General features: G+C 44.8%; 12 protein-coding genes and 1 pseudogene. 10 read left to right on the top strand and 3 right to left on the bottom strand.

The window, feature by feature from the left end:
• The first annotated feature begins 86 nt into the window (after positions 1-86).
• Positions 87-809 carry an EcsC family protein gene (locus J7E32_RS15480; protein WP_214908913.1) on the top strand — a complete coding sequence of 241 codons (723 nt, stop codon included), beginning with the start codon at positions 87-89 and terminating at the stop codon, positions 807-809.
• A 116-nt stretch (positions 810-925) separates the two neighbouring features.
• Here J7E32_RS15480 and J7E32_RS15475 read toward each other — a convergent pair whose 3' ends face one another.
• Together J7E32_RS15475 and J7E32_RS15470 are read right to left on the bottom strand one after the other, a co-directional pair.
• Positions 926-2,134: a M20 family metallopeptidase gene (locus J7E32_RS15475; protein ID WP_286183299.1), complete on the bottom strand. Its 1,209-nt coding sequence runs from the start codon at positions 2,132-2,134 to the stop codon at positions 926-928.
• Between the two features lie 146 nt (positions 2,135-2,280).
• Positions 2,281-3,163, bottom strand: a pseudogene (locus J7E32_RS15470) (hypothetical protein).
• 272 nt (positions 3,164-3,435) lie between these two features.
• Between J7E32_RS15470 and liaF the strand changes: the two are divergent.
• Genes liaF through J7E32_RS15455 form a run of 3 tightly spaced genes read left to right on the top strand, consistent with a single transcriptional unit; the run spans position 3,436 to position 5,920 of the window.
• A complete protein-coding gene (liaF, locus tag J7E32_RS15465; protein ID WP_286183298.1) occupies positions 3,436-4,230 on the top strand; it encodes a cell wall-active antibiotics response protein LiaF in 795 nt (264 codons plus the stop codon).
• A gap of 14 nt (positions 4,231-4,244) precedes the next feature.
• Positions 4,245-5,279 (top strand): HAMP domain-containing sensor histidine kinase, encoded by a 1,035-nt coding sequence (locus J7E32_RS15460; protein WP_286183297.1) that lies wholly within the window; start codon positions 4,245-4,247, stop codon positions 5,277-5,279.
• The gene (locus tag J7E32_RS15455; protein WP_214908911.1) at positions 5,279-5,920 is read left to right on the top strand and encodes a response regulator transcription factor; all 642 of its coding nucleotides are present in this window, start codon (positions 5,279-5,281) and stop codon (positions 5,918-5,920) included. The genes J7E32_RS15460 and J7E32_RS15455 overlap by 1 nt, the downstream gene beginning before the upstream one ends.
• 133 nt (positions 5,921-6,053) lie before the next feature.
• Here J7E32_RS15455 and J7E32_RS15450 read toward each other — a convergent pair whose 3' ends face one another.
• Positions 6,054-6,563: an antibiotic biosynthesis monooxygenase family protein gene (locus J7E32_RS15450; RefSeq protein WP_214908909.1), complete on the bottom strand. Its 510-nt coding sequence runs from the start codon at positions 6,561-6,563 to the stop codon at positions 6,054-6,056.
• Between the two features lie 93 nt (positions 6,564-6,656).
• On the opposite strand from J7E32_RS15450, the gene J7E32_RS15445 reads away from it, so the two are divergent.
• The 6 genes from J7E32_RS15445 (at position 6,657) to J7E32_RS15420 (ending at position 13,644) form a co-directional block, all read left to right on the top strand.
• Positions 6,657-6,920 carry a glycosyltransferase family protein gene (locus J7E32_RS15445; protein WP_214908907.1) on the top strand — a complete coding sequence of 88 codons (264 nt, stop codon included), beginning with the start codon at positions 6,657-6,659 and terminating at the stop codon, positions 6,918-6,920.
• 226 nt (positions 6,921-7,146) lie between these two features.
• Positions 7,147-8,193, top strand: coding sequence for a uroporphyrinogen decarboxylase (gene hemE, locus J7E32_RS15440; RefSeq protein WP_214908905.1), 1,047 nt, complete (start codon positions 7,147-7,149; stop codon positions 8,191-8,193).
• A gap of 90 nt (positions 8,194-8,283) precedes the next feature.
• Positions 8,284-9,222, top strand: a complete 939-nt coding sequence (gene hemH / locus J7E32_RS15435) for a ferrochelatase (protein WP_214908903.1) — start codon at positions 8,284-8,286, stop codon at positions 9,220-9,222.
• Positions 9,223-9,247: 25 nt separating this feature from the next.
• A complete protein-coding gene (gene hemY, locus J7E32_RS15430; protein WP_214908896.1) occupies positions 9,248-10,675 on the top strand; it encodes a protoporphyrinogen oxidase in 1,428 nt (475 codons plus the stop codon).
• A 119-nt stretch (positions 10,676-10,794) separates the two neighbouring features.
• Entirely contained in the window at positions 10,795-11,367 is a 573-nt protein-coding gene (locus J7E32_RS15425; protein WP_214908894.1) for a TetR/AcrR family transcriptional regulator, read from the top strand.
• Positions 11,368-11,442: 75 nt separating this feature from the next.
• The gene (locus J7E32_RS15420) at positions 11,443-13,644 is read left to right on the top strand and encodes a YhgE/Pip domain-containing protein (RefSeq protein WP_214908892.1); all 2,202 of its coding nucleotides are present in this window, start codon (positions 11,443-11,445) and stop codon (positions 13,642-13,644) included.
• The last annotated feature ends 29 nt before the right edge of the window (positions 13,645-13,673 follow it).

Raw genomic sequence — 13,673 nt, 5'->3', positions numbered from 1 at the left:
TAATCGCTTTAAGCTTTTATGAAAAGGATTTTTTTGAATCGTTTTTGTGTTTGAGACGTAATAGTAAAAAACAAGGGGTGAAAACATTGAATGATTATGAACTGAAGGCTTATGAAGAGGTTCTCACCTGGAAGCGAAAGCTGAATAAACGTTCAAGCCTTTTGGCTCGTGCTTCAAAGAAAGCGCAGACGAAAGTGAATCAGTTGATTCCAGACAGAGTACATCAATTCTTGACGGAAAGTATTAAGAACATGGTCAAGGCGACTCTGGCGGGATCAAATTACACGACGAAAAAGCAGCAGGGAACAGGGCTTTCACTTGCTGAGAAAGACCAGGAGCTTCATAAAAAGCTGTCTGCATATAAGAGGACGGCGGCTGTGGAAGGGGCCGGAACTGGAGCCGGGGGCATACTGCTCGGAATGGCGGATTTTCCATTGCTTTTATCGATTAAAATGAAATTTCTTTTCGAGGCTGCATCTGTATATGGTTATGACCCTTCAAGATATGAAGAAAGGCTTTTTATCCTTTATGTTTTCCAGCTGGCTTTTTCAAGTGATGAGCATCGAAAGCAGACGCTGGACTTGATTGAGAACTGGGAAGCAAGAAAAGCTGAATTGTCGGAGCTGGATTGGCAGCAATTTCAGCAGGAATACAGAGACTATATCGACTTTGCCAAAATGCTGCAGCTAATGCCAGGTATTGGGGCTGTTGTAGGAGCTTACGCAAATTACAATCTGCTCGACCAGCTAGGTGAAACAGCGATGAACGCCTATAGGATCAGGATCCTGAAAACACCTCCGCAACTATAAGCTGCGGAGGTGTTTTGCATGATTAAATAATTATGTTATGGGTGACTTTTTAGGGTGTTCTTAATCTGGCTCCAGCGGCTCCAGGGGCTGAACAAGGCGCTGGTGATTATTGTTTTTTATGCTAATGTTTCACGTTTTTCTTGTTTATACTGTTCCTGGTTTTGAAAGTTCAGTGCTGCTGCGCAAAGAGTTTTTGCCGCTATGACCATCGCTTTTTCGTCAAAATCGAATCTAGGGTGATGGTGTGGGTACGACCCTTCTGTTTCTGGCTTCGCACCGGTGAAAAAGAAGGTTCCTTTTACATGCTGAAGGTAGTAGGCAAAGTCCTCGCCGCCCATTTGAAGATCACTTTCTTCAATCTTTGTCACTTCCGGTACTTTTGTTAAACAGTCAATCAGGAATTCTGTTTCTGCAGCATGGTTGACAACGGCTGGATAGCCTTTTTCATACAGGTAATCATAGGTGCAGTCTGTTGCCAGGCAGGTGCCATTGACTACTTTTTCAATTTCAGCTGCGATGAAATCCCGGGTTGATTCGTTGAATGTCCTGACTGTGCCAATCAGTTTTGCTTTATCGGCAATTACATTGAAGGCATTTTCTGCTACGAATGAACCTACGGTCACAACGGCGGAATCGACTGGATCAACACGTCTGCTGACTATTTGCTGTAAAGTTGAAACAAGCTGTGCTCCAGCAACTATGGCGTCCTTTGTCTTATGTGGCTGCGCGCCGTGCCCGCCTTTTCCCTGGATCGCGATTTCAAATCGGTCAGCAGCTGCCATGATTGGTCCAATCCGGTATTGGATGGTGCCTGTCTGTTCAGTAGCCCACAGGTGGGTGCCAAAAATCACATCTACGCCTTCAAGACAGCCATCTTCGATCATCGAGATCGCGCCGCCTGGAGCGTACTCCTCAGCGTGCTGGTGAATCATCACATAAGTTCCCTGCAAATACCCCCTTGCTTCATACAATACCTTTGCAAGCACTAATAATGTCGCTGTGTGTCCGTCATGGCCGCATGCATGCATCACACCTGGAACTAATGATTTATATGGAACGTCCTTTTCGTCCTGGATCGGCAGGGCATCAAAATCAGCTCTAAGTGCGACCGTTTTTCCCGGTAGGGCACCGTGAATTTTTGCGACTACACCATTTCCACCTACATTGGCGCGGACCTCAACCCCAAGTTTTTCGTAATACGATTGGATATATTGTGCTGTGTTCACTTCCTGGAAAGACAATTCAGGATGTTGGTGCATATAACGGCGGATTTCTACCATTTCCGGATAAAGGTTTTCGATTTTTTTAAAAAGCTGATCCTGCAATTGATTCACTCCTTATGTAAAATAGTTTGATAATTGGGATAATTATAGCACATAAATAGAATAATAACATTTTAGCTTGATAGCAAAAGAAGCTCCCAAAAGGGAGCTTCGTATATAAATGGAGCCATGTATAGGCAACCAGTATTTTAAATCAGGAACATTGCCACAATTGTGGTGACAATCAGGCCGATTGTAACCGGAAGCAGATTCCTTCTGGCTAGTTCAAACGGATCGACTCCGCAAATTGCGGCTGCGGGAATCAATGCCCATGGAACAAGGGTACCGCCGCCGACCCATATGGCAGCAATTTGACCAAGAGCGGTCAGAGTAGCGGCTCCTGCACCTATGGCAGCCGAGAAAATCCCCGCTACCGATCCTGCAAGGGAGATTCCGGAAAAGCCCGACCCGTCGAGACCCGTAATTGCCCCGACAGCAGTGAGGGTCACGGCTCCAACTTCAGCACTGAGTGGGACGACAGAAGCCAGCGCCACGCCGAGGTCATTTCGCTGTAAGTTTTGGAGCAGCCTGGATAACGAAGTCACCTGACAGCGCAATTCCGTGCCCAAAAAGATTCATTGCGACGGCTACCCCTAACGCAGGCAGTCCGACTCTGACAGCAACCGGTAAAAGCACTGCTCCCATCAGGGCCACCGCCGGGGAAGGCCAGAAGAACCAGGATATGACCATCATGACAATACCAATCGTCCAATAAGCAAGGGCCGGTGTTTTGATAAGCTTTGCAAACGGGGAGATCATCGCATCGTTGATCCCTGTCACTGTAAGTGTCCTGCTCATCGCTACGATGATTGAAATAACAAGAATAGTAGGCAAAAGCTCGGTAATCGCATATATGAAACTATTGAATATACTGCTGACCGATCCACTCAAAGATCCGGTTGCGACAATTGCCAGTAAAAAGATACCGATAATTGATATAAGGGTTGTGTCCCTTTTCATGACCATGAAACCGATAATCAGGAAAATGAATAAAACATATATCCAATGAAGTGCCGTTAATTCTATGACCATGGAATAATCCTCCTCTCTAAATGACATGCTGTGTCCGTTTGCTTTATATAGGCAAATTTCCTAATTGAGTACTACAGGATATGATGGCCGGGGAAAGGTGTGAGCGGTATCGGGAAATTTTTTCTCGGTCTGGAGACGGAGGGGAAAAGCTTCTCCAGAGGGGCGTAAAATGCCGAGCCATATTTTAATATGAAGTTATAATTCATATCTGGAGTAACAGCATGTTTAACCTTAAAAAAGGGATTTTCCCAGCAGGAAAAGAATAAGTGAATATGATAGGAAGAAAGAAGGGGGAACTTTTGCGTACACGATCGATGAATCAGATAGCTGCGGCTGTCATACTATCAGGTTTAGGAGTTATTCTTCTGTTAGTCAATTTAGGTGTCATTTCCTTGGAAATAAAAGAACTTTTTGTCGTAACCTATCCATTTTTATTAATAGTGTATGGATTAGTAGTCTTACTGAAGAGCCAGTTTGGCTGGGGGGGATTCATCGTCCTATTTTCATCCTTGCTGATCCTGGACCGGTTTAATGTGATAGATTTTCATTTTCTTGATGTATGGAAGCTTTGGCCTCTATTGCTGATTTATTTTGGATTCGCGATGCTGTTTAGGAATAAAAAAATTAAAGTGATTTACCAATCGGATTTTCCATCAGCGCAGCAGATTGATAATACCCCGGGTGCCGAAACTACCTTGAAGAAGATCCGAGGGGTATCGATTGGAAAAGTGACATTCAAAAAGCAAAACTGGGCAGTCGAACCGATGGATTTATACAATATGGTAGGAGAATATTTTATCGACTTCAGCAAAGGCTTCATTCCTGACAGGGAGACGCCAATAAGGGTGCGAGGCTGGGTTGGTGAAGTGAAAATGCTCATTCCCGAGGATGTGCCTGTAAAGATTGATGCTGTCATTGGTGTCGGTGAAGTGAAGCTCTTTGATTATGCTCAGGAACAAATAAAACATGTCGTCGCTTATAAATCCGATGATTATGACCAGGCAGTAAGAAAGTTGAATATTACTATTGAATTGAAGATCGGTTCTGTCAGGATTGATCGAGTGTAGGAGGGGAGAAGGAAATGACAAGTATCCGATTATGGTTCATTCAAACGTTCTTGATGATGGCTTTCATAACTTCTCTCATCCTCTTCATCGGGCTTCAGATATTTATATTCATTGTGCCCGACAGTGGTCTTTCTACTTCAATGACCTTCTGGTTTTGGCTGTATAGCTTTGTCATTATGGCAGCGGTCGGATTTTATTTCAGTTTACGAGGAAGCTACGTAATCAAAGGGCGCCTTGGCGATATATTACTATTCATCGCTACTTTGCGCAGAGGTAAGTTCACGGAAAGAATTGAAACGGATGAAAAAGATGAAATCGGGCTTATTTCCGAGGAACTCAATCAGTTATCTGAATATCTCCAGGACCAGGTTCATTCATTGCAGCGGCTTGCAGAAGAAAAAACGGAGCTGTCAAAGACGGCAAAGTCCGCCGCGACCATGGAGGAAAGACAAAGGCTCGCCAGGGATCTGCATGACGTAGTCAGCCAGCAGCTATTCGCGCTGAGCATGATGTCATCTGCTTCACTAAGATGGTTTGACCAGGATCCAGAGAAGGCCAGGAAGCAGCTGGAGCAAATATCTGAGATAGCCGGCAAAGCACAGGGGGAAATGAGGGCCCTCCTTCTTCACCTCAGGCCTGTCCAGTTGAGCGGGGAAAGCTTATGTGAAGGTATCATTAAACTGATCAGGGAACTGAAGCAAAAAACGAACCTCGCATTCGAAGCAAGTGTCGATGAAATCGAAAATCTTTCGCAAGCTGCAGAGGAGCATATTTTCCGGATTGTCCAGGAAGCGCTATCTAATATACTGCGCCATGCTGATGCGACAAAAGTGAAATTGGTGCTTGCAGAAGAGAATCAATATATTCATCTGTATATTGGTGACGACGGCAAAGGCTTTGACATCCACGAAGAAAAGATGGCTTCTTACGGTCTTAAGACGATGAGGGAACGATGCGAACAAATTGGCGGTACATATAATATTCGTTCAAAAGCAAACGAAGGAACATATATTGAAATACGGATACCGGCTTTGAGGAGGGAAGAGTAATGGGGAAAATTAGGGTTGTGGTAGTAGATGATCATGAAATGGTCAGAAAAGGCATCATTTCCTATTTGGAGACTGAACCAGCAATCGAGATTGTCGGGGAGGCGGATGGTGGTAATAAGGCAGTTTCACTTGTAAAGGAAACGAAACCGGATGTTGTCCTGATGGACCTGTTAATGGAGAATGGATCGGGTATTGATGCAACCAGGGAGATTTTAAGCTTTTATCCAGAATGCAAAATTATCATCATCACAAGCTTTTATGACGATGAACAGGTTTTTCCGGCCATCGAAGCAGGAGCATTCAGCTATATGCTAAAAACAGCGTCCGCTTCTGAAGTCATCATGGCGATTGAAAAAGCGTCCAGAGGGGAAACCGTCATTGAACCAAAAGTGGCCAATAGGATGATGAAAAGACTAAGACCGCAGGAACGCAAGCCCCACGATGAACTGACAGAACGGGAGCTAGATGTCCTGAAATGTATTGGTGAAGGCATGACAAACCAGCAAATCAGCGAAGAATTATTCATCGGCGTGAAAACAGTAAAAACTCATGTTTCAAACATACTAGGAAAATTAGGTTTAACAGACAGGACGCAGGCTGCCGTTTATGCGAATCGAAACGGATTGATCAAGATGCCATAAGGAGGGGAGGGTGTCATGAAATGGCATCCTCTTTATTATGGGGCCTATTCTCAGCTGTGATTTAGGAATGAAAAGGAGCAGGGAATAAAAAAAGCGCCATCCATCACATAAATGGAGGCGCCAAAAGGCAACATCATTCGCCTTCAATATAATATTTTGATACATACGATGCGCTCTCAAAAATATTTGGCTTTGCACCATCAATTCCAGCCTCTGTACCGCGATTCTTATGTGCATGGGCATAGGCCTTTGATTTTTGCCAGTTTTCAAATGAGCTCTCTTTATCCCAGATGGTCATGATGATGTAGGTATTGGAGCTCAATGGCCGCAGTACGCGTATGGCCACAAATCCCGGTTCGTTCTCAATCATCCTTGGCCGGTTCAAAAATCGGTCCTCAAAAAGCGGCCTTCCCTCATCCGTTACAGGGATATTATTAAAGACAGCAAATCCTTCATGGCCGAGAGTGCCGGCAGAATCGATCACTTCATATTTCCTTGGCGAACTGAATAAAGTCTTCCCTTCAGTCTCATGGACAAGGATGGATGATTCGTTGTTGTTCATCAGGACCATTTTTTCGCCCTGGTGCTTCTCTTTTAATTTCAATAGAAAATCTGCTGTTCCTGATGTAATGAATAGATTCATCTTTTCACCTCATTTAAATTATTGGCTCTGTTAAAGCCAAATGTTGTTTTTACGCCTGTTGATTGTAGTGGAAGGCGCGTAGACTCCTCGAAAATGCCAACGCATTTCCTTCGTGCGTGGGCAGGTTCAAGGAAGCCAAATCAATGTCCTGCGGGCGCAGCTGGTCAGGTGAGACCCCGCAGGAGCAAAGCGACGAGGAGGCTCAGCGCCAGCCCCGAGGAAGAATTGATTATGAAAAAGACGGTAGTTGGTCTTTTTCATATTCTTCCTGCGGAAAGCGAAGCGCCTGGAACGAAAATCAACAGCCTTGTTCAACAGAGCCTGACTTCCTTCTATTATATTGATTTCACACCTTAATCTATTTTCCCTCTTTTAGAGAAGCTAAAAACAAAAAAACGTCTAATTTTCAACAATTTAAAGCGTTTGCTATGAAATAGGAGCGTAAAAACGATATAGTGTATATAGTTTGTTTTTTTATAAAAATGAAGAAGTCTGTTTTCTCATTGGAAAATAGGTGTTTTTTATTTGAATCTTTTTATATTACAATGGAATACAGACATTACTGAAAGGTGGACCACACTTAATGAGCAAGATAATCAATGATACTTTCCTAAAAGCAGCCAGAGGGGAAAAAACGGACCATGTCCCTGTATGGTATATGAGACAAGCTGGCCGTTCCCAGCCTGAATATAGAGAAATCAAAGAAAAATATTCCCTGTTCGAGATCACCCATCAGCCTGAACTTTGCGCCTATGTCACAAGGCTGCCGGTAGAACAGTATGGCGTTGATGCTGCCATCCTTTATAAAGATATCATGACTCCGCTCCCTGCGATGGGTGTTGACGTTGAAATCAAATCAGGCATCGGGCCAGTAATCTCAAATCCAATCACATCACTGTCGGATGTGGAGAAATTGGGCACCATTAATCCTGAGTCTGACATTCCGTATGTTCTTGATACAATCAAGCTTCTTACACAAGAGCAGCTGTCTGTTCCATTGATCGGTTTTTCCGGAGCGCCATTCACACTTGCGAGCTATATGATCGAAGGCGGACCTTCAAAGAACTACAATAAGACAAAGGCTTTCATGTATGCCCAGCCGGAAGCATGGTACGCACTGATGGACAAGCTTGGCGATATGGTGATTACCTATGTCAAATCCCAAGTCAAGGCTGGAGCTAAAGCAATCCAGATCTTTGACTCATGGGTTGGCGCATTGAATGTCCAGGATTACCGCACATTCATCAAACCAGTCATGAACAGAATTTTCTCTGAGTTGAGAAACGAGAATGTGCCTTTGATCATGTTTGGTGTGGGTGCAAGCCACCTTGCCATGGAATGGCATGACCTTCCACTTGATGTAGTAGGCCTTGATTGGCGCTTGCAGATAAGCGAAGCCCGTGAGCTAGGCATTAATAAAACGGTCATGGGAAATCTCGATCCGGCGATCCTGCTTGCACCTTGGGACGTAATTGAAGAAAAGGCGAAAGCAATCCTTGATCAGGGTATGGCACAGCCAGGCTACATCTTCAACCTGGGACATGGTGTCTTCCCATCGGTGAACCCTGATACGCTGAAAAAATTGACTGCATTTATCCATGAGTATTCTGCTTCAAAGCTGGGCAAATAGTTTCTATTCCCTATCAGAGCATTAGATTTGGTAAATTAGAGCTGTTTTTGGCAGAATAAAAGCTTAGAGACTGGAAGAAGAGGTGCAATCATGACGAAGAAAAAGATGGGTTTGCTTGTGATGGCGTATGGCACACCCTACAAAGAAGAAGATATTGAACGTTACTATACACATATCCGCCGCGGACGTCCGCCGGCACCGGAAATGCTTGAAGACCTGCAAAATCGGTATGAAGCGATTGGCGGCATTTCTCCGCTTGCGAAAATCACGGTGGAACAAGGCGAGAAACTGGAACAGCATTTGAACAGTATCCAGGATGAAGTGGAATTCAAAATGTATTTAGGATTGAAGCATATTGAGCCTTTTATCGAAGACGCTGTTAAGCAAATGCATGAAGACGGAATTGAAGAGGCGGTCAGCATCGTCCTAGCTCCGCATTTTTCAACCTTCAGTGTGAAGTCCTATAATGGCCGGGCGAAGGAAGAAGCTGCCAAACTTGGCGGACCTGAGATCGTCTCCGTGGAAAGCTGGTATGATGAACCGAAATTCATCAAGTACTGGTCTGACCGTGTGGCAAAAACGTTTGCAGAGATGCCTGCTGATGAGAAGGAAAAGTCAGTTTTGATCGTTTCTGCCCATAGCCTTCCGGAGAAAATCCTCCAGATGGGCGATCCATACCCTGAACAATTAAAGGAAACAGCTGACTTGATCGCCAAGCAGGCCGGTGTAAAGAATTACGCAGTAGGCTGGCAAAGCGCCGGTAACACACCGGAACCATGGCTTGGGCCGGATGTCCAGGATTTGACGAGAGAGCTGTTCGAGGAGCATGGCTATAAAGCATTCGTTTATGTGCCGGCTGGATTTGTGTCCGAACATCTTGAAGTACTGTATGACAATGACTATGAATGCAAGGTCGTGACGGATGAAATCGGGGCCAGCTATTACAGACCGCCAATGCCGAATGCAGAGCCGGAATTTATTGACGCAATGGCAGATGTCATTTTAAAGAAGCTGTCATCTTCAAGCTAAATCTAGTAAAAGAAGGCGATTTACCGTGACAGAAAAGAAGAAAGTTGTAATCGTAGGTGGGGGCATAACTGGTTTGGCGGCTGCATATTATTTGCAAAAGCATGCCAGGGAGAACCAGCTTCCGCTTGATGTGAAACTGGTCGAAGCCTCTCATCGTGTTGGCGGGAAAATGCAAACGTATGTTAAAGATGGCTTTGTCATTGAAAGAGGACCGGATTCTTTCCTGGAAAGAAAAGAGAGTGCAGGACGACTGGCCAGGGAAGTAGGACTAGGAGATAAATTAGTCAATAACAGTACGGGGAAATCATATGTGTTAGTGAAGGACAAGCTCCACCCTATGCCTGGAGGATCAGTGATGGGGATTCCTACACAAATCGCCCCTTTTGTTACAACCGGTCTGTTTTCATGGCCAGGTAAGTTCCGGGCTGCAGGGGACTTCTTTATGCCGCCTTCCAAGGTGGAAGGCGATCAGTCATTAGGTGAATTTTTCCGCCGCAGGCTTGGCGATGAAGTCGTTGAAAATCTGATCGAGCCTCTGCTCTCCGGAATCTATGCCGGGGACATTGATAACATGAGTCTATTATCAACCTTTCCGCAATTCTATCAGGTCGAGCAGAAATACGGGAGCCTGATTCTTGGTACAAAGAAAACGACTCCCTCGGCGAAAAAGAAACCTGCTGAAACCGGGCAGGCCAAGAAAAAGGGAATGTTCCTGACGGTAACTTCAGGTTTGCAATCTTTTGTCGATGCAATTGAGTCGAAACTTGAACCAGGTTCTGTGATAAAAGGGATCCGGGTCGATAAAGTAAGCAAGCAGGAAAATGGCTACCGTATGAGGCTGAGCAGCGGGGAAACAGTGGATGCCGATAGTATCCTCGTATCTGCACCACATGAAGCTGCACTTCATATGTTCTCAGATCATGAACATATTTTTGATCCATTCCGAAATATGCCTTCAACATCCGTGGCGACAGTTGCGATGGCATTTCCGGAAAGTGTCATAAAAGAAGATATTGACGGTACTGGATTCGTTGTATCACGGAATAGTGATTATACAATCACTGCCTGCACCTGGACACATAAAAAATGGCCGCATACTACTCCGGAAGGAAAAGTATTGCTCCGTCTTTATGTCGGCAGGCCAGGTGATGAGGCGATTGTTGAGCTTTCGGACGATGAAATCATCAAAATCGCACTTGTGGATTTAAATAAAACAATGGATATCCAGGCGCAACCAGAATTTGCCGTTGTTTCCCGCTGGAAAGAGGCAATGCCGCAGTATACGGTCGGACATAAGCAGAGAGTGGCCAATCTGAAGAGTGACCTTGAAAGGGAACTTCCCGGCATTTTTGTTGGAGGTAGCTCTTTTGAAGGAGTCGGGCTTCCTGACTGCATAGACCAGGGAGAAGCCGCGGTCGAAAAAATTCTTGGATTTTTACAGCTTAATCAATAAAAAACCCTTTTTAAGGGTTTTTTTATTTTACACACTTGCCACAGTGTAAAAGATGTGATAAATTAATTTGTGACGAAATGACCATTTTTCTCATTCGGTCATTTTATGGAGGTGTAGTCATGGCAATCGACCGGAGGCAGCAGATTATTGAGGCAGCCAATAATTCTTTTTCGCTCTACGGCTATAAAGCAACAACGATAGATCAGGTCGCAAAGCTGGCGAATGTCGGGAAAGGCACAATCTATACTTTTTTTAAAAATAAGGAACAGCTTTTTGATGAAATTATTAATGGTCTGATCAAAGAAATGAGAGAGGTTGCAAATGAGGCTGTGAATCCAGCAGATTCTTTTTATGAAAATGTCCACAGAGCTTTATATCGGCTGTTGGAGTTCCGTAAGAAACATCAGCTGACGATCAAGCTTTCCCAGGAAGCACGGGACATCGGTACCCCTGCTGTTGTGGAAGTCATGGATAAGCTTGAATCTGCCATCCTCGGTTTCATTAAGGATAAAGTCATCCAGGCAATCGAAAAGGGCGAAATAAAGGAATGCGACCCGGAAATCACATCGTTTATCATGATGAAGCTTTATATCGCACTGATTTTTGACTGGGAAAAGAAGAACGAACCAATCGAAAAAGAAAAAATCTCTGATTTGTTTGAGTTTTATATCTTCAAAGGATTGTCTGATTAAGGATAGTCCTTATTTTTAACAATAAAATGACCAAATGAACGAAATGGTCATTAATTACATCATGGAGGACTAAAAATGAAAAAAAATCTATTCACCCAAGAATTGCTTTCTATTTTTCGAAATAAGAAGCTTCTCATTCCAATCATTGCCGTCTTGTTCATTCCGGTTCTTTACAGTGGAATGTTCCTATGGGCATTTTGGGATCCGTATGAACACCTTTCCGATCTTCCTGTAGCTGTTGTCAACAGTGATTCAGGGTCAGCGATTGACGGCGAGAAGCTTGACCTCGGTAATGACCTTGTAGAAAAACTGAGGGAAAGCAACGACTTTGGTTTTGACTTTGTATCGGAGGAAGAAGGGACAAAAGGACTTGAGCAGCAAAAATATTATATGCTCATCAGAATCCCGAAAGATTTCTCTGAAAATGCAACAACTTTGATGGATGAACATCCAGAAAAGCTTGAACTCGTTTATATTCCTAATGAAAGCTTCAACTTCCTATCTGCTCAGATTGGCGGAACAGCAGCAGAAAAAATCAAGGCTTCCGTGTCCGAAAAGGTTTCTGAAACGTATGCGGAAACGATGTTTGACAAAATCAGCGAACTGGCAGATGGACTTGGCCAGGCGAGCGACGGAGCTTCCGAACTGAATGACGGTGCGGTGAAGCTTAAGGATGGAAGCCAGGAGCTTTATGACAATCTATCCGTGCTAGCCAGCAAGTCGATTGACTTCAATCAGGGAATGAACTCAGCTGATTCCGGTGCCAAAGAGTTGGCAAATGGAGCAGCAAAGCTCGCTGGTGGACTTGGTCAATTGGAAGAAGGAGAAACGAAGCTCGAGGATGCTTCGGGCCAACTTCTGGCAGGCCAGAAAGATTTACAGGCAGGTGCTTCACAAGTAAAAGCAGGTTTAGACCAGGCAAACAGCAAGATCCCAGAATTGATTGAGGGTACTAAACAAATCGAACAGGGATCAGAGAATCTTGGCCAAAATCTGACAGCCTGGAAAGCAGGGGCTGACAAGGCGTCTGGCGGAGCAGCTCAAGTTCATGCCGGCATTCAAGAGCTGCAAAAACAATTGGTGGCAATGGCGCCTTTATTAAGTGCCTATCCTGAAAAACAAAATGAGCTTGCCGCAGCGCTTGCCAAACTTGAAGCAGGCAGTGCAGATGTTGAGAATGGGACATCGCAACTTTCAGACTCAGCGGGTAAACTGGCTGCAGGTTCTGGGGAATTATCAGCCGGCTTGAATAAAGTCATTGCTGGACAGGGTGAGCTGCAGCAGGGAGTCTCGAAGCTTGCAGCAGGTAGCGGACAAGTGGAAACTGGTGCTGCAAAACTGGCAGCCGGCCAAGAAGAATTCCATTCGGGTCTTCAGCTGTTCGGTGACAAGCTGAGTGAGGCGAAAGCGGGTTCTGTTGAGCTGGCGAATGGAAGTTCCAAACTTGTTGGCGGAATCGATCAGCTGGCAGCTGGTTCTGCAGCCATGACCGACGGAGCAGACAAACTGGCATCTGGTGCCGGAAAATTGTCTGAAGGAAACACCAAGGTGGCGGATGGAACCTCCGAGCTTGCTGAAAAGCTTAAGGATGGAGCAGAAAAAGCAAAGGTGAACCCAGATGAGGAAACCTACAATATGCTTGCTGCACCAGTAAAGCTGGCGAATGAAACATTCAAGGGAGTTCCGAACTATGGAACAGGATTTGCACCATATTTCTTATCTCTTGGGTTATTTGTCGGTGCATTGCTGCTTTCGATCGTATTCCCATTAAGGGAACCGGCTGGAGTCCCTTCAAGCGGTGCAAGCTGGTTCTTCAGCAAATTCGGCATCCTTACAGGGATTGGAATATTGCAGGCACTTGCAGCTGATGCCATCCTTCTCAAGGGGCTGGGACTAGACGTAGAAAGTGTTCCGCTTTTCGTGGTCTTCTCCATTATCACAAGCCTGACTTTTATCGCACTGATTCAGTTCCTTGTGACATTGTTAGGAGACCCTGGCCGTTTTGTTGCCATCGTCATCCTGATTTTACAGCTTACGACAAGCGCAGGAACATTCCCATTGGAATTGATTCCGGGCTTCCTGCAGAAGTTTAACGCATACTTGCCAATGACTTATTCAGTCCAAGGATTCAAAGCTGTCATCTCAAGCGGGGATTTCGGTTTCATGTGGCAAAATGCAGCAATTTTAGGCGGATATATTGCAGTCCTGGCTGCAGGCACAGCAGTTTATTTTCATTGGATGTTTAAGCGAAGATTTGCTGTTTTAGTGCAGGAATAATGAAAAAAGAGCCAGCCGTTCAATGAACG

It is taken from the genome of Bacillus sp. ISL-55 (genome assembly GCF_018613155.1).
Taxonomy (GTDB): domain Bacteria; phylum Bacillota; class Bacilli; order Bacillales; family Cytobacillaceae; genus Mesobacillus.
The sequence above is the reverse complement of the archived record's forward strand: the minus strand, read 5'-3'. Positions and strand labels throughout refer to the sequence as shown.